Here is a 15,117-nt window from a genome sequence, read left to right as displayed (position 1 = left end):
GACGAGGCCATCGCGCTGCTGGGCGAGGTGCTGTCGACCGGCGGGCGGGTGGCGGCGCGGTGCAGCAGTGCCGTGGCGAGGTCCACGAGCAGCACCGGACGGTCCGGATGGGCGTCCGGAGCGTGTGACAGGGCCTCGCGCAGCACCTCGACGGCCACCTCCAGATCAGCCGCCGCGCCCGTGACCTCGAAGCGGCGCAGGCGGCGCCCGGCCAGCAGGGTCCGGCGAGCCACCGGATCGGCGCCGAGGCCGGAATCATCGCCGCGGTTCGACGCGTCAGGAGCGCCGAGCGACCCGCCGGGGACGCGATAGGGCAGGTCGGGGAGAGCGAAGTCCTTTCCTGCCGCGGGGCCCAGCGCGTCCTGGATCTCGCGGGCGGCTTCCAGCGAACGTCGGTCGCCCGTGGCCACGTACCACTCCACCAGCCCAGCCGCGTACGCGGCGAGCAGCGCCGGGTCGGTGCGGCGGTCGTGCCAGAAGTCCAGCGCGCACTGCCCGGCCCTGATGAACGCCAGCAGGTCGGCATCCGCCACCGACGCGTTCGCCCGCGAGCGTGTCAGGTCGGCCAGCGCCAGCAGCGCGCGCGACCGGTCCGGCCCGGGCTCGCGCTCGGCCGCCGTCCGGTAGGCGGCGGTCAGTTCCGGGTCGTCGGGGTGGGCCGAGTCGAGCACCGTCGCCAGCTCCCCCGCCCGTCCCGGTGCGGCCAGCGCCGCCCGCAGCAGCACGTGGACGGCGTCGTCGACGTACGCCCGCTCGCCCGTCAACCCGAACAGCCGCACCAGCCCGACGCCGACCTGCGCCAGCGCGTCCGCGGCCCAGGCCGGGTCGGGCGAGCGCATGGCCTCCTGCGGGAGCAGCCGGGCCAGCCGCTCGGCCGGTCCCGGCGCAGGACGGCTCATGGCGCGGCGCACCAGAGCCTGGACGAGCAGCCCCAGGTGCCGGTACTCGCCCGGATCGACGTGTCCGAGCACCTCCTCGACCAGCCCGGCCCAGGTCTCGGCCGGATCGCCCGCCGGTACGCGCGCGCCGCGCAACCTGTCCGGCAGGCGGGCCGGGTCGGCGACGGCCACGGCGGCGAAGAACGCGCCCGCCACGGCGGCCTCCCGGCCGCCGCCGGCCGACAGCCGGTATCTGGCCAGGTGCAGTTTGCCGATGAGACGCCAGGTGGCGGCGTCGGACAGGTCGTCGGTGCCGGCCAGCATCGCCTGCTCGGCCTCGGCCAGGGCGGCGGGGTCCAGGATCAGCTCGGGGTCGGCGACCCGCTCGAACTCCGCGATGCGAGTCTCCAGTGCCCGGACCGGATCGGTCATGGGCACAGGCTCTCACCGGCATGCCCCGCCGTACAGAACCCATCGTGCCGGAGGAGGGCGCCGGCCTCTGTCAACTTCTCGTACAGGCCACTGCGCGTAGCGGTGAGGACACGCCGCCGCGGGGTAGGCGATGACCATGCTCTATGGCAAAGAACACGTGCAGCGCTATCAGGAGACGGACGGCGCCGAAGGACACGACTGGAACGACACCACCGTCCTCCTCCTGACCACGAAGGGTCGCAAGTCCGGCAACCCGTACACGACGCCGCTGATCTACCAGGAGAGCGGCGACGACTACGTGGTGGTGGCCTCCAAGGGCGGCGACCCCGACCACCCGGAGTGGTACAAGAACCTGCAGGCCACCCCGGACGTGCAGGTCCAGGTGAAGGCCGACAAGTTCGCGGCCAGGGCCAGGACGGCGACCGAGGAGGAACGGGCGCAACTGTGGCCGCTGATGACCAGGACCTGGCCCGACTACGACGAGTACCAGAAGAAGACGGACCGCCAGATCCCGGTGGTCGTCCTGGAACGCACCCGGTAATCCGGCAGCCGACGCCACACTAGGTGCGGCTCGGACTCTTCGTGCCTTCCGCCGCGCGCCTACTGCTTGCCGTGGGTGGGGGTGATGTCCAGTTGCCGCATGCGGCGGCCGCCCCATTCGCCCAGGGCGGTGAGTGCGGCGTAGAGTGCGGCGCCTTCCTCGGTCAGGTCGTACTCGACGCGCGGCGGGGTCTCGTCGTAGACGGTTCGCCGGACGATGCCGTCCGCCTCGAGTTCGCGTAGTTGCTGGGCGAGCACCTTCTCGCTGACCCCGGGGAGGCTGCGGCGCAGTTCGCCGAAGCGGCGCAGCCGTTCGTCGAGCGCCCAGAGGATGAGCGGCTTCCACTTGCCGCCGATGACGTCCATCGCGGCGTCGAGGGCGCAGATGTAGGGCGGGTTGCGCATTCGCACCATGATAGTTCGGGGTGTGCCGCCTCGCCCGATCCGCCCGGGCACAGCGGGGGTCAGGCGGTGCGGCGCATGCGCCAGAGTGAGGCGCGGAGGTGGCCGGACAGTTCCGTCGGCACCCCGGCCGCGTCCGAGGCGGTGAGCATGGTCTCCAGTCCGGTCGCCTGCATCTCGGGGTTGTAGTCCTCCGACACGACCTCGGTCACCTCGGCGCCGGCGGTCATGAACGGGAGCATCTGCTCCATCCACGGCCGCAGCACCTCGCGCTTGAACGCCGCCACGTCGCCGCCCTCGGCGTGGACCAGGGCCACGGCGTGGTCGGCTCCGGCGCTCATGCCGTACATGCCGCTCAAGGCCGCCATGTCGTACAGTGCGGCGAATCCGGGGTCCTCGCCGGCCCACTGCGGACGTCCGAGCGGGGCGAGCGCGGGCGCCAGCCGGTCGAACAGGTCGCGCGGGCCGCTGTAGAGGATGAAGGCGCCCACGGTGCCGATCGTGGGCGGCACGGCCATGATGCCGCCGGCCAGCGACCGGGCCCCGTGCCCGGCCAGCCAGCCGGCGAGTTCGCGTGCCTGCGCGGCCGAGCCGCTGGTCAGGTTGACGAGTGTGCGTCCGGCCAGGTCCTGGGCGACGGGTTCGAGCGTCGTGCGGACGCTGGCGTCGTTCAGTAGGCACACGATCGTCAGGTCGGCGGCGGCGATCGTCGCCGCGACGCCCGGGGCCTCGCGCGCGCCGCGGGCGAGGAGGTCGTCCGCCCTGCCCGGGGTGCGGTTCCACACCGTCACCTCGTGACCGGCGTCGAGGAGCGCGCCGGCGAGCGCGCGTCCCATGGCTCCCAGGCCGAGAATGCCGATACGTAGCTGCTTCACGTTCATGCCGACCACTGTTCCCGCGGGACGCCGGACGCCACAAGAACGCACTTCCAAGTACGTGGTTACCTGCCGGTCAGTCGCCCAGCAGGGCCTCGTCGTCCGCGGGGAGCCAGGAGTGCGGCGGCCTGGCCAGCAGGTGGCGCGATCGCACCAGCTCGGCGGTGGCGGTCAGCAGCGCGTCGAGGCCGGGGTGGCGCAGGTTCTCGGGGAAGACCAGGCTGGTCAGCTCCAGCGGCACCGGGTCGGTCAGCACCCGGGTCACCGCTCCCGGCACTCCGGCGACGTGGGCGCTCGACAGCACGGGCTCGCCGTGCCTGCGCAGGTAGTGGCCCATCTCCTCGACGCCGACCGGCGGCGCGTGCGGACGGGCGAGCTTGAGCCCGAAGTCGGCGGCCAGGCGCCGGCCGAGGTCGGTCCACTCGGCGGTGGACGGGCTGCCCTCCATGACGTCCAGCGGGAAGTCGGCCAGGACGCTGAGCGGCACCTCGCCGAGCGCGGCCAGTGGATGGCTCGACGGCACCAGCACCGCGAGCTGCGACAATCGCAGCGGCACCTGGGTCAGTCCGGCGCGCAGCCGGGCGGGCAGTCCGGCGAAGCGGCCGAGTGAGACGTCGAGCCTGCCCTCGCGCATCGCCGCCACGCCGGCGGTCAGGCCGCCGTGGAAGCGGGCCAGGATCTCGGCGTCGGGCGCCAGTTCCCTGGCGCGCACCAGCGGCTGCGGCAGCTCGTGGCCCTGCATGTTGACGTCGACGAGCAGCGGACGGTCCCCGCCGCGGACGGTCGCGACCAGTTCGTCGTACATGGCGAGCAGCCGGCGGGCGGCGGGCAGGAGGCGGTCGCCCGCGTCGGTCAGCTCGACGCGGCGGGTGGAGCGGACGAACAACGTGACGCCGAGCTGCTCCTCCAGGCGGCGCACGTCGCGGCTGAGCGCCTGCTGCGCCACGTAGAGCCGCGCCGCGGCCCGGCCGAAGTGCAGCTCTTCCGCCACGGCGACGAATCTGGCCAGCAATTTCAGATCCATGCCTCTACCAGGGTCGCCCCGCGCCGATCCGACGGCCGCGAGAAGGAGGTCGGGTGAGGCGTCCATTGTCCCCGGACGCCGGCCGATACGCGAATCCGCGCACCGGGAACGGTTTACCTGCGGCCCGCGCGACTCCTATTCTGTGAGGCATTTGTGACGGGGACGACAGGGGGCGGGAAATGGGCGTCGAAGGCCGGCTCGAATGAGGTGGAGAATCGCCCCGGCCACGCTCATCGGCGCGGTCGCGGCCTTATCGATTTTCCTGATGTTCGGAACCCCCGATGAATCCCCGGAGCCGGTGATTCGGCGGCCACCGGCCCTGGCTCCTGCCACGGAGGTCTGGCCCGAGGCCGTCAGCATGCTCCCGGCCGAGCTCGAAGACGGTACGTGGCTGTGGCCGGTCGGCGCGCTCGGCCGGGACGAGATCCTGCTGATCGCCCAAGCGCGCCGTCCCGCGTTCTTCGGTTTCGACACCAGGACCAAGTCCCGGCGGCTGCTGGCGCGGGCGCCGGAATGGGCCTCGTGCGGCGGCTGCTTCGAGATTCAGAAAACCGCCATCGGCGCCGACCTGATAGCCGTCATCGTCAAGGGTTACGCCCCGGACGCCACGACAGGCGGAAAGCGGCACTACGAAATCTGGACGATGCCGAGAACCGGCGGCGCGATGCGCATGGCCGTGCGCCTGCCGGAGAATCTCCAGGCCGAGGAAGCGTATGTCGACGGGTTCCAGATCGTCGGAAACACCGCGGTCTGGTGGGGAATCGACAGCGACATCTGGCGGGTCCCGCTGGCCGGTGGAACGCCCGAGCAGGTCCGCCCGGGCGACCGCGCGCACGTGAGCTCGTGGCCGTGGGCCCACGACGCGGCCGCGAAGACGATCATCCATCTCGGCACCGGCGAGGAGATCGACGTCGACGCGACCGGCCATCCCCTGGCCTGCGATTCCGTCTGGTGTGTCGGCGCGGACGGCCGTTCGGACGAGGTGGTGGTGCTGAAGGCCGACGGCGGCGGACGCGTCACCGTGCCGGGGACCGTTCTCATGTTCAAGCCGCCGATCCACAACCGGCTCGTGCTGCTCCGCATGCCCGGCCGGCAGTACGGGGGAAGTTTCGGCGGCTCGGCGCTGGGCGCGATCGTCCAGCTCTACGACATCTGCACGCGGCGGCAGGCGTTTCTCGGATCCGCCACGCTGGCCCGGGCCGAGCTGCCGTGGGACGCGATCCGGCTCGGCGCGCACACGCCGGAAGGGCCCATCGTGTACTGGCGGGCCGGCGGGAACCGGTTCGTCGTCGTGGACCTGGCCCGCATCACCGCACACCCCTGCGCGTCCTGATTAACTACAAAACCGCGTCAATCACGAAATTTCCGGTGTTGGACGGCGACAGCGCCGCGTCGGCACGCTGGACGCGATGAAACTCCTGACCAGATGGGCCGAGGCGGTCCGCCGTGCAGGCGGCGGAACCCCTCCCCGGCCGGCACACGTCCGCGTCCTGTTCGGCCTGCCCGGCCGGCCCGGCACCTGCCCCTGCCTCCTCGACCTGCCGCACGACCGTCGAGCGCACCCGCGCGACTAGAACGTGATCAGCGGCTCGCCGACGAAGTCCGCGATGAAGTTGACGAAGAAGAAGCCGAAGAACAGGAAGTTGAGCACCAGGATCGCGTAGTGCCAGGGCCGGGGCCTGGCCGGCCGCGGCAGCCTGCTGTTGAGGTACATCAGCAGGAACGGGTACAGCAACGCCCCCAGGTTCGACATGTTCGCCGACCACTCCACCAGCCCCACCGGCAGGTTGAACTGGATGATGACCGAGATGACCACCAGCAGCACGATCATGAACGGGTAGTAGAACCGCCGCGGGTCGCCCTCGATCCTGGCCCGCAGCCGCGGGCTGGTGGCGTGGGCGGCGTCCGTGGTCACCCGGACCATGGCCTCGAAGATGCCGAGCTGCGTGGAGAACAGGATCAGCACGCCCAGCACCAGCGCCACGTAGAAGACCGTGCGGCCGTACTCGTCGCCGAGCGCCGCGGCCACGAACGTGGGCACGTTGCCCCGCGTCGGCTTCTCGCCCGACAGGTTCACCGCCTGGGCCATGAGGATGGTCGGCAGCAGCATGCCGAACATGGCGCCGACGAAGAACACGCCCCACATGTCCACCAGCAGTAATCGGTACCAGCGCCGCCACAGGCCCCGGTTGCGCTCGTCGTCGGGGAACGTGACGCCGCTGGCCAGGATCTCGCGCCGGCCGCCGCGCAGCCCCGCGAGGTACCCGGCGCGGTGGCCCATGCCGTAGCCCTTGTCGCGGTAGTGGCCCATGACGTACCAGTTGAGGCCGGAGGCCAGCGCGGTGAAGCCGGCCAGCGCGCCGAGCTGGGTGGCGGTGATGCCGGCGGGCGGCGCGGCCGGGGTGAAGAACCCTCTGATGCCCTCCCACCACAGCGAGGCGGGCACCACGAACAGGTCCACGACGAGCAGGGCGAGCAGGATGGCGCCGACCATCATCCAGTTGGCCAGCTCCAGCGCCCGGCTGATGCGCCGCGCGGTCGCGGTGATGAGGAACACCAGCACGAGCAGCGCCACGCCCCACAGCCGCGGCTCCTGCGCCCCCGCGGGCGGCGCCACGCCGTGCACCAGCGCGTAGACGCCCTGCCCTGCCGCGCCCGCCCACCCGCCGGCGATGAACGCGAAGATCACGATGAGGACGGAGAGCGGCACCCAGAGCGGCCAGCCGGGCGGCACCCGGCCCCACCCGACCACCGGGGTCTCCCCCGTGGCCACCACGTATCTGGAGCATTCGACGTTGTAGAAGGTCTGCAGCAGGGCCGAGACCAGGATGACCCAGCCGACGCCGACGAACCCGTACTGTCCCACGTTCAGCGGCCCGAGCAGCCATTCGCCGCTGCCGATGGAGATGCCGAGCGCGATCAGGCTCGGTCCTACCGCGAACTTGACCAGTTCCTTGGGCCCGATCCTGGAGACCTTGAAGACCTCCTCGGGCGTGGGCAGGTCGGCGACTTCGAGATCCGGGCGGCTGACTCCGAGTGGATGCGACATCTCACTGCCTCCTGAGGTTCAGCGTGGTCCTGAACCATCTCCTCAGCAAGGCCCAAAGGGAACGAACGGCGGCGCCCGTTCGATGATCAGTCATGGCAGAGATTCCGTATGACAGGCAGGAACAGCTCGCGCAGATCCAGAGCGGGCTGATGCCCGGCGAGCAGATCATCGCGGTGTACGACGCGATCGGCGCGGGCACCGGTTTCCTCGGGCTGACCGACCGCCGGGTGATCGTGCAGGACAAGTCGTTCGCGGGGAACTTCTTCTCCTCCGGCTCCATCGCCGTCCATGTGGGGACTCACACGTACGAGGTGGAGTTCCGCGGGGACAACAAGGCGCACCACGTCCACAACGTGATCCTGCACTTCATCGCGCGCAACTAGCCCGTCAGCGAGCTGTAGAGGTCGAGCGTGCGCTGCGCGATGCGCTCCCAGGAGAAGTGCTCGATCGCCCTGACCCGGCCCGCGGCGCCCATGCGCCTGGCCCGGTCGGGGTCGCGCAGCAGGGAGTTGACCCGGTCGGCCAGGTCGGCGGCGAACAGCTCCGGGTCGTCCGGGGTGCCGTCGGCGCCCTGGTCGATCGGGACCAGCAGGCCCGTCTCGCCGTTGGCGACCACCTCGGGGATGCCGCCGGTGGCCGTGGCGACGACGGCCGTCTCGCAGGCCATGGCCTCCAGGTTGACGATGCCCATCGGCTCGTAGACCGACGGGCAGACGAACACGGTGGCGTGCGTGAGCAGCTGGATCACCTCGGGCTTGGGCAGCATCTCCGAGATCCAGAACACGCCCTCCCGGTCAAGCCCGCGCACCAGCTCGGTGACCTCGGCGGCGATCTCCGGGGTGTCGGGCGCCCCGGCGCACAGGACGAGCTGAGCGCCCGCGTCGAAGGAGCGCGCCGCGTGCAGGAGGTGGACCAGGCCCTTCTGGCGGGTGATGCGGCCGACGAAGACGACGTACGGCTCGCCCGGGTCGATGCCGTGCTTCTTCAGCACGTCGAGGCCGGGGTCGGGGGCGTACTCGACGGTGTCGATGCCGTTGTGTATGACGCTCACCCGGTCAGGGCTGATCTCCGGGTAGGCGGCCAGGACGTCTCTCCGCATGCCCTCCGAGACCGCGATCACCGCGTCGGCCGAGGCCAGAGCGGTGCGCTCGGCCCACGACGAGATCGTGTAGCCGCCGCCGAGCTGCTCGGCCTTCCACGGCCGCAGCGGTTCGAGGCTGTGCGTGGTGACGACGTGCGGGATGCCGTGCAGCAGCTTCGCGACATGCCCGGCGAAATTGGCGTACCAGGTATGCGAGTGAACGAGGTCCGCGCCCTCGCATCCCGCGGCCATCTCCAGGTCCACGCCGAGCACCTGGAGCGCGGCGTTCGCGTGCTCCAATCCCCCGGGCACCCGGTAGGCGGAGACGCCGGTGACGTCGCGGTCGGCGCCGAAGCAGCGCACCCGGACGTCGGCCAGTTTCCGCAGCTCCCTGGCCAGGTATTCCAGGTGGACCCCGGCCCCGCCGTACACCTCGGGCGGATACTCACGGCTGAGCAGATCAACGCGCATGACTAGACCCTACGAGGAACCCAAGCGCCGGGCACGCATTGACAAGGCCGCGGTCAGCGCCTGCGACGGGCACGTTGATGTACAAATCCCAGCAGAGTGGGACACGAGGGGAGAGTGCCGTGCGGGGTTTCGTCGATAGATCGGCCATTTGGGGGTAGCGTCCTGGACATGAGGTCCCGGAGGGTGCTTGCGGTCGTGCTGGCAGGTGGAGAGGGTAAGCGGCTCATGCCGCTCACGGCGGATCGGGCGAAACCGGCCGTGCCATTCGGGGGGATGTATCGGCTCATCGACTTCGTGCTGTCGAACCTGGCCAACGGCGGCTACCTGAAAATCGTGGTGCTGACCCAGTACAAGAACCACAGCCTCGACAGGCATGTCTCGCGTACCTGGCGGCTGTCGGCGATGCTGGGCAACTACGTCACGCCGGTGCCGGCGCAGCAGCGGCTGGGCCCGCGCTGGTTCTCCGGCTCGGCCGACGCGCTCTTCCAGAACCTGAACCTGATCTACGACGAGATGCCCGAGCACGTCATCGTCTTCGGCGCCGACCACATCTACCGGATGGATCCGCGGCAGATGGTCGAGCAGCACGAGGACTCCGGCGCGGACGTGACGGTGGCCGCCATCAGGCAGCCGCTGTCGCTGGCCGACCAGTTCGGGGTGATCGAGACCGATCCGGAAGGGCGCAGGATCGTCGCGTTCAGGGAGAAGCCGAAGGACGCGGTGGGCCTGGCCGACTCCCCCGACGAGGTGTTCGCGTCGATGGGCAACTACGTGTTCAAGACGCAGTCCATGATCGACGCGCTACGTGAAGACGCGCTCGACCCGACCAGCAAACACGACCTGGGCGGCAACATCATCCCGATGATGGTCAAGTCGGGCGGCGCCGACGTCTACGACTTCGCGAACAACGTGGTGCCCGGCTCCAGCGAGCGCGACCGGGGCTACTGGCGCGACGTGGGGACGCTCGACGCGTACTACGAGGCGCACATGGACCTGATCTCGGCGCACCCGGTGTTCAACCTCTACAACGACAAGTGGCCGATCTTCACCGGGCACGACCCGCTGCCGCCGGCCAAGTTCGTGCACAACGACGGCGACCGGGTGGGCCGGGCGATCGACTCGCTGGTGTCGCCGGGAGTGATCGTCTCGGGTGGCACGGCGTGCCGGTCGATCCTGTCGCCGAACGTGGTGCTGCACTCGCACTCGCTGGTGGAGGACTCGGTGCTGATGGAGAACGTCAAGGTCGGGCGGGGGGCGATCGTGCGCAAGGCGATCATCGACAAGAACGTGGTGATCCCCGACGGCGCCCGCATCGGCTTCGACCTCGACTACGACCGCACCAGGTTCGCGCTGACCCGCGGCGGGGTCGTGGTGATCGGCAAGAACGAGATCGTGGACCGCTGACCCCCGCCCGCCCGGCTACCACATGCGGAAGTCGTAGGCGGCGGGGAGCGGGTGCTCTCGGCGGGCCCGTTCCTCGATCTCCGGCCCCGGCCTCCAGCAGGCGGATCCGCCCGCTGGCCGGGGTCGAGTGCGTCGATCCTGGTGAGCGCCTTGTCCGCGAGCCCGGCGGCCAGCAGGGCGCGCAGCAGCTCCACGGTCAGCGGGAGCACGCCGGGGGCCAGCGCGTGCGCTTCGAGCAGCAGCGGGGCCATCTCCCGCGCCACATCTGCAACGCTCTCCGCGGCTTCCGATCTGAGAGGGGCCAGGCGCGTGCTCTCCGCGAGGCACCGGAGCGCCCAGGGCGTGCGGCGCAGCTCCAGCGACTCCGTCCAGGCCCGCCGCGCCCCCTCCGCGTCGCCGTCGGCCCATCTGACCAGCCCGAGGTGGTAGCGCGCGTGCCGGTCCGCCGGGTGCTTCTCCAGCAGCTCGCGCCAGTGCCCGCCGGTGACGGGCGCGGCGGGCGGATCGCTGGCGGGCAGCAGTCCGGTACGCCACAGCTCGGCCCACGGCCGCTGCTCCGCGCCCGGCTCGCCGAACGGCAGGCCGTCCAGCTCGGGTACGGCCTGCGCCAGCACCTCCAGCGCGCCCCAGCCTGACCCGTGCGCCAGCCGCTCACCATGACATTCCGCAGGTGCGGACTGGCGCTCAGCGGCCTCCAGGAGGCCTTCGAGCACGCCCGGCGGCACCAGACGGTCCACCGCCTCGCCGGCGGCCCGCCGCGCCTCGTCCCAGCCGCCGTGGACGCTCGCCGGGTCGGCTTCGAGCAGCCCGTACGCCTCGATCCAGGTCCAGGTGGTGTGCCCGGGCATCGGCAGGTGTTCGAGCTGGGTGCGTGCCAGACCTCCCTGGATCTCCAGGTAGCGGGCGTCGGGCCCGCTCAGCCATTCCTGCCGGCGCAGCCCGCCCACGCCGGTACCCCGGTGGAAGAGCTTGCGCCCGCGCAACCGGTCGGTGGACACGTGCGCGAGGCCGCGGCCGGTGCCGTCGAGTGCGGGGAAGTCGATCGTGCGCAGGTCGGCCGTGTAGTCGAAGTGGAAGGCGCGCGCGGCGGGCGCGACCACCCGGACGTCGGCCGCCTCGGGGACGGCGATGTTCGACCACCAGTAGGCCGGAGTCTCGTCCCCGGTCACGTTGTGGATGCTCACCTGGACGAACAGCGTGGGCGAGCCTTCGGGCAGCCAGGCGTCGATGCTGAGCACCAGGCGGCGCATGCGCTCGAACTCGTACATGCGCAACATCGGCGTGCCGTCCGGGGCGGACGTGCGCAGGGCGTGCAGCGGCTCGCAGGTGAGCGGTCAGTGCCCGGTGGCGCCCAGGTTCCACTCGACGCCTCCGGCCGGCCAGGCGTCGCGCAGGGCGAGGTTGGCGGGCTGGAGTATGGGGTTGCGGTGCAGCAGCTCACGGCCGGACGGCCGGTGCACCAGCGACCAGAGCCGGCCGCCGTAAGAAGGGACGAACGTGGCGCTCAACACCTCGTTCTCCACCACCACGACCGGGATGTCGCGGAGCGTGCGTAACCGGGTGTATCCGTCCTGCTTGGTGTAGGGCAGGAGGGAGGTGGGCTGACCGTGGCGGATCTGAGCGGTCATCTCCGCATCGGCCCCGGTGATGCCCGGTCGTGCCCGGGTGCCGTGCAGGATGGGCAGCGGACCGGCCACCGGCGGCTCGGCCGCGGGCAGGTGGAGGCTGTCCGGACGCACGGCAGTGCTCATGATGCTCCCCGAGTCAGAAGACCAGAGCGCGATCCTAAGCCGGGGCGAGCGGCTCCTCGCCTGACGGGCGAAGAGCAGGGGTGGAGGGGCGGAGGGGGTCCGGCCGGGGCGCGATGCCCCGGAACCGGACCCTACCGGCGTGATCAGAACCAGGCGCCGAAGTGACCCGGCCAGAGGCCGTGGCCCCAGTGGTGACCGTGGCCGTGGCCGTGACCGTGACGCCAGTCGTAGCTCGGACGGCGAACGAGGCCGTCGTCGCACGCGTCGGCGTCGCGCTCGGTGGCCGAGACACCCCACGGGTGAATGCGGAGCGACGTCGTCTCGTCAGACGTGCTCAGGTCGCACGAGACGACCCTCCCGTGGCCCGGGTCCGCGCTGGCCGGGCCGGCCAGCGCGACCACCGCGGCAGCGGCCAGTGCACCGCCGACGGCGATGAGGCTACCTTTCATGATCTCCCCCTGTAATCACGAAGTGACATCGGTGATCACTGTACGTAGTCGGTCCGGATCGTGGGGTAACGCCACGCCGAGATTCATCTCGTCGCTTTGCCGGTTCGGACGGGTCACATCGACGTCATGTCGTCACCTGAGCGGTCACGACGGGGATGTCGGCTTGCTGCGGATGCCGGATCAGGGGCCGGCCACGCGGATCGTCGTGGTGTGCGAGGCCCCCGCGCCGCCGGTCGGCCACTCGTGGACGAGGGTGAGCGCGGCGCCCGTCGTGACGCCGGTGACCAGCGGATCGCGGTGGAGCACCGCGGCGACCGGCCGGTTCCAGGTGACGGTCAGGATGTCCAGGTCGCGGCGGGGATCGGCCACGGACAGCGTGGCGGTGCCGTCGGGGCGTGCCACGATCAGCACCGCGCAGGGGGCGGAGGCGGTGAGCGCGCCCACCGTCCCGGCGACCCAGAAGTTGACCGCGGTGAGCCCCAGCGACGGGACGTGCACGCCCTGCTGCCCGGCGGTGTTGGCGAGCACGCGCGCCCAGCCGGGGTCGGCCGCCCTGGCCCGGGTGTACGCGGCGGTGGCGCCGGGCAGGAGGTGGTAGACGTAGTCGGCGCCGGCGGGGTCGACGCCGTGATCGAGCCAGAGCGTCACGTAGTCCCTCGCCACGGCGTCCCTGGACACGGCGTCCCTGGACACGGGGCCGGCCGCCTCGCTCGTTCGGCGTTCGCGTCTCACGTGCAGGGCGGCGGTGCCGTCCGGCAGCACGTAGCCGCCGTGCCCCTCCAGGTGGGCCCAGGCGCCCGCGACGGTGAGCGGCGCGGCGGTCCTGCGGTTGTCGACGACGGTCTCCACCGCCGTCCCGTCATCGGCGGTGATCCCGGCGCCGAGGCAGAGCACCGCGTCGTCGAGGAAGAACCACGACTTGACGGCCTCCAGGCTGCTCTCCAGGCCGCTCAGGTGCTGCCCGACGCCGGCGTACCGGCCGTCCGTCACGCCGCCGACCCAGCGCCAGGGCGGACGGGCCTCGCCCCACGCGCCGCCCGCGCCGTCGGGCAGGCGGCGGGCCGAGACGGTGGTGCCGGGGAGGCGGTAGGGGTCGACGGTCTGCCAGAACGCGTCGGAGTAGTGGTCGGCGTGGTGGTCGCCCTGCCGGTTGGCGTGGGGGTCGCCGTGGTCGTCGGCCCACCAGTAGAGCATTCCCGAGCCGGTGTGCCAGCCGCGCAGGTTCTCGCCGTTACCGTGCTCGTAGTGCGCCACCCGGTCCGAGGACATGCTGAGCGCCGCGCACCACCCCGGCCTGCGGTGCACGGCCCGTGCGCTGCTGGGCATCAGCCGGTGTCCCGAGGGCTCGTCCGCGGCCGGGATCGTCTCGTCGGCGAGCACGGCAGAGAGCCTGGCGTGGAAGGCCGGGTCGTCGGTGTCGAGCAGGCGTCCGGGGACGCCGCGGCGCGCCCAGCCCTTGACCATGGCCTGCCAGCGCGCCCGGTCGGCGGCCGGGGCGGATTCACCGAGCAGCAGGACGGCCGCGGCGATCTCCCGTCCCTTGTCGTGGTCGCCGTACGGTCGCCGGCCGATGCCGCGGCCCCTGACCAGGTCCATGCAGAACCCGTCGCGGACGAACGGCGCGAAACTCCCCATCACCCACTCGAAGACGACCGGGGCGTCGAGCTGCCAGGGCGTGCCGCGCAGCACCGCGAACAGCGTGGCCAGGCCGGACAGCAGCGACACCCCGTACCCGCCCTGGTAGGGAACGGTGGAATGCTGGATGAACGAGCCGTCCCGGTAGAAGCCATCGCCTTCCGTCACGTACGGGAAGACCGGGGTGAGCGCGGCGGCGGCCAGCGTGACCTTGCGCGCGTCGCCGCCGAGGAGCCCGCGCAGCAGCATGACCAGGCACAGGTCCACCCGGTTGGCCCCGGTGGAGTTGCCGGCGTAGCGGGCGAGCACGGTCTCCGGGACGAAGTGGTCGACCGCGCGCAGCAACGCCCCGGCCTCGCGCGGATCGATCAGCTCGGGACCGATCAGCTTTGGGCCCATCCGTTCTGGGCCGACCCGTTCTGGGCCGATCAGCAGGGCCGCGTCGAGCAGGGACTTGGGCACGCCGATGCGCCAGTGCCACCAGTTGCCCGCGGGCTCGGCGCCGGCCGCGTACACCTGCCGCAGGTAGTGGCCGATCCCGGTCGCGACGGCCGCGCCGAGCGCGGCGTCGCCGGTCACGCCGGTGCCGGCCAGCGCGTACGCCCTCGCCATCGCGCGCAGCCTGCGCGGCGTGCCGGCGAAGGCGGGGAAGGCCAGGCCGGGCCAGAGCGACCCGGGCCGGGGATCCATCGAGTCCCGATACCTGGCCGCCGCCCGGCCCAGCCTCAGCAGCAGCCCACGGTACGGCTCCGCACCCGGGTCGTACCACGGCACGCTCGGGTCGCCCGAAGAGGCACCCTGACCGCTCCCTGAAGCCCCCGAAGCCCCGGAGGCTCCCGAAGCACCGGCGCTGACCGCGCGCCACCGGGCGGTCACCGTGGCCAGCGCGGCGGCCGCCCCCTCGGGGACGCGCACGGTGGGCGGCTCAGGGGCGGACCCGGTGGCGGGAAGCGCGACCCCGGCCGCCGCGAGCCCGCCGAGCACGAGCGCCGACCGCCTGGAATATCCCGCCACGCCTGGGATTATCGCCCTATATCCGGACATGCGACCGCACCCGCAACCCCGGCGTACCGTCCCCGATCGTGCCCGCCCCCGCCGAGCACCGGCCCGCCGCACGCCTCTTGAT

The 15,117-nt window shown here is 71.7% G+C and carries 15 protein-coding genes; 5 read left to right on the top strand and 10 right to left on the bottom strand.

Annotation, left to right across the window (positions count from 1 at the left end):
* Nucleotides 1–1,310, bottom strand: a 1,310-nt coding sequence (locus tag HII36_RS46505; RefSeq protein WP_407940875.1) for a hypothetical protein, incomplete at its 3' end; no start/stop codon positions are given.
* A gap of 136 nt (nt 1,311–1,446) precedes the next feature.
* Here HII36_RS46505 and HII36_RS46500 point away from each other — a divergent pair.
* Nucleotides 1,447–1,851: a nitroreductase family deazaflavin-dependent oxidoreductase gene (locus HII36_RS46500; protein WP_173529780.1), complete on the top strand. Its 405-nt coding sequence runs from the start codon at nt 1,447–1,449 to the stop codon at nt 1,849–1,851.
* Nucleotides 1,852–1,910: 59 nt separating this feature from the next.
* Here the strand turns inward: HII36_RS46500 and HII36_RS46495 are convergent, their stop codons facing one another.
* The 3 genes from HII36_RS46495 to HII36_RS46485 form a co-directional block, all read right to left on the bottom strand.
* Nucleotides 1,911–2,264, bottom strand: coding sequence for a winged helix-turn-helix transcriptional regulator (locus tag HII36_RS46495; RefSeq protein ID WP_217370811.1), 354 nt, complete (start codon nt 2,262–2,264; stop codon nt 1,911–1,913).
* Nucleotides 2,265–2,314: 50 nt separating this feature from the next.
* Nucleotides 2,315–3,133: an NAD(P)-dependent oxidoreductase gene (locus HII36_RS46490; protein WP_173529778.1), complete on the bottom strand. Its 819-nt coding sequence runs from the start codon at nt 3,131–3,133 to the stop codon at nt 2,315–2,317.
* A gap of 70 nt (nt 3,134–3,203) precedes the next feature.
* Nucleotides 3,204–4,151 (bottom strand): LysR family transcriptional regulator, encoded by a 948-nt coding sequence (locus HII36_RS46485; RefSeq protein ID WP_173529777.1) that lies wholly within the window; start codon nt 4,149–4,151, stop codon nt 3,204–3,206.
* Between the two features lie 358 nt (nt 4,152–4,509).
* Here HII36_RS46485 and HII36_RS46480 point away from each other — a divergent pair, with 358 nt between their 5' ends.
* Together HII36_RS46480 and HII36_RS46475 are read left to right on the top strand one after the other, a co-directional pair.
* Nucleotides 4,510–5,484, top strand: a complete 975-nt coding sequence (locus tag HII36_RS46480; protein WP_173529776.1) for a hypothetical protein — start codon at nt 4,510–4,512, stop codon at nt 5,482–5,484.
* Nucleotides 5,485–5,560: 76 nt separating this feature from the next.
* A complete protein-coding gene (locus tag HII36_RS46475; protein ID WP_173529775.1) occupies nt 5,561–5,725 on the top strand; it encodes an RNA-binding protein in 165 nt (54 codons plus the stop codon).
* Here HII36_RS46475 and HII36_RS46470 read toward each other — a convergent pair.
* Nucleotides 5,722–7,200, bottom strand: a complete 1,479-nt coding sequence (locus tag HII36_RS46470) for an Nramp family divalent metal transporter (RefSeq protein ID WP_173529774.1) — start codon at nt 7,198–7,200, stop codon at nt 5,722–5,724. The two genes, HII36_RS46475 and HII36_RS46470, sit on opposite strands and share 4 nt — an antisense overlap.
* 92 nt (nt 7,201–7,292) lie before the next feature.
* On the opposite strand from HII36_RS46470, the gene HII36_RS46465 reads away from it, so the two are divergent.
* Entirely contained in the window at nt 7,293–7,583 is a 291-nt protein-coding gene (locus HII36_RS46465) for a hypothetical protein (protein ID WP_173529773.1), read from the top strand.
* Here the strand turns inward: HII36_RS46465 and glgA are convergent.
* A complete protein-coding gene (gene glgA / locus HII36_RS46460) occupies nt 7,580–8,752 on the bottom strand; it encodes a glycogen synthase (RefSeq protein WP_173529772.1) in 1,173 nt (390 codons plus the stop codon). The two genes, HII36_RS46465 and glgA, sit on opposite strands and share 4 nt — an antisense overlap.
* Before the next feature lie 168 nt (nt 8,753–8,920).
* Between glgA and glgC the strand changes: the two genes are divergently transcribed.
* On the top strand, nt 8,921–10,156 hold the full coding sequence (gene glgC, locus HII36_RS46455) for a glucose-1-phosphate adenylyltransferase (protein WP_173529771.1): 1,236 nt from the start codon (nt 8,921–8,923) through the stop codon (nt 10,154–10,156).
* Here glgC and HII36_RS46450 read toward each other — a convergent pair.
* From HII36_RS46450 to HII36_RS46435, 4 genes are all read right to left on the bottom strand, one after another.
* A complete protein-coding gene (locus HII36_RS46450; protein WP_217370810.1) occupies nt 10,081–11,433 on the bottom strand; it encodes a hypothetical protein in 1,353 nt (450 codons plus the stop codon). The genes glgC and HII36_RS46450 overlap by 76 nt on opposite strands.
* A gap of 57 nt (nt 11,434–11,490) precedes the next feature.
* Nucleotides 11,491–11,907 carry a DUF5107 domain-containing protein gene (locus HII36_RS46445; RefSeq protein WP_173529769.1) on the bottom strand — a complete coding sequence of 139 codons (417 nt, stop codon included), beginning with the start codon at nt 11,905–11,907 and terminating at the stop codon, nt 11,491–11,493.
* Between the two features lie 143 nt (nt 11,908–12,050).
* Complete coding sequence (locus HII36_RS46440) at nt 12,051–12,356, bottom strand: hypothetical protein (RefSeq protein WP_173529768.1); 306 nt, start codon at nt 12,354–12,356, stop codon at nt 12,051–12,053.
* Between the two features lie 180 nt (nt 12,357–12,536).
* A complete protein-coding gene (locus HII36_RS46435) occupies nt 12,537–15,005 on the bottom strand; it encodes a polysaccharide lyase 8 family protein (RefSeq protein WP_328808203.1) in 2,469 nt (822 codons plus the stop codon).
* Nucleotides 15,006–15,117 lie beyond the last annotated feature (112 nt).

It is taken from the genome of Nonomuraea antri (genome assembly GCF_013283785.1).
In the GTDB taxonomy this organism is placed as follows: domain Bacteria; phylum Actinomycetota; class Actinomycetes; order Streptosporangiales; family Streptosporangiaceae; genus Nonomuraea; species Nonomuraea antri.
Note: the sequence above shows the minus strand (reverse complement) of the source record. Positions and strands in the feature narration are given on the sequence as shown.

Coding starts and splice junctions, on each gene's coding strand:
- HII36_RS46500 (WP_173529780.1), top strand. CDS start 1,447: ATGCTCTATGGCAAAGAACACGTGCAGCGCTATCAGGAGACGGACGGC.
- HII36_RS46495 (WP_217370811.1), bottom strand. CDS start 2,264: ATGGTGCGAATGCGCAACCCGCCCTACATCTGCGCCCTCGACGCCGCG.
- HII36_RS46490 (WP_173529778.1), bottom strand. CDS start 3,133: ATGAACGTGAAGCAGCTACGTATCGGCATTCTCGGCCTGGGAGCCATG.
- HII36_RS46485 (WP_173529777.1), bottom strand. CDS start 4,151: ATGGATCTGAAATTGCTGGCCAGATTCGTCGCCGTGGCGGAAGAGCTG.
- HII36_RS46480 (WP_173529776.1), top strand. CDS start 4,510: ATGCTCCCGGCCGAGCTCGAAGACGGTACGTGGCTGTGGCCGGTCGGC.
- HII36_RS46475 (WP_173529775.1), top strand. CDS start 5,561: ATGAAACTCCTGACCAGATGGGCCGAGGCGGTCCGCCGTGCAGGCGGC.
- HII36_RS46470 (WP_173529774.1), bottom strand. CDS start 7,200: ATGTCGCATCCACTCGGAGTCAGCCGCCCGGATCTCGAAGTCGCCGAC.
- HII36_RS46465 (WP_173529773.1), top strand. CDS start 7,293: ATGGCAGAGATTCCGTATGACAGGCAGGAACAGCTCGCGCAGATCCAG.
- glgA (WP_173529772.1), bottom strand. CDS start 8,752: ATGCGCGTTGATCTGCTCAGCCGTGAGTATCCGCCCGAGGTGTACGGC.
- glgC (WP_173529771.1), top strand. CDS start 8,921: ATGAGGTCCCGGAGGGTGCTTGCGGTCGTGCTGGCAGGTGGAGAGGGT.
- HII36_RS46450 (WP_217370810.1), bottom strand. CDS start 11,433: ATGTTGCGCATGTACGAGTTCGAGCGCATGCGCCGCCTGGTGCTCAGC.
- HII36_RS46445 (WP_173529769.1), bottom strand. CDS start 11,907: ATGAGCACTGCCGTGCGTCCGGACAGCCTCCACCTGCCCGCGGCCGAG.
- HII36_RS46440 (WP_173529768.1), bottom strand. CDS start 12,356: ATGAAAGGTAGCCTCATCGCCGTCGGCGGTGCACTGGCCGCTGCCGCG.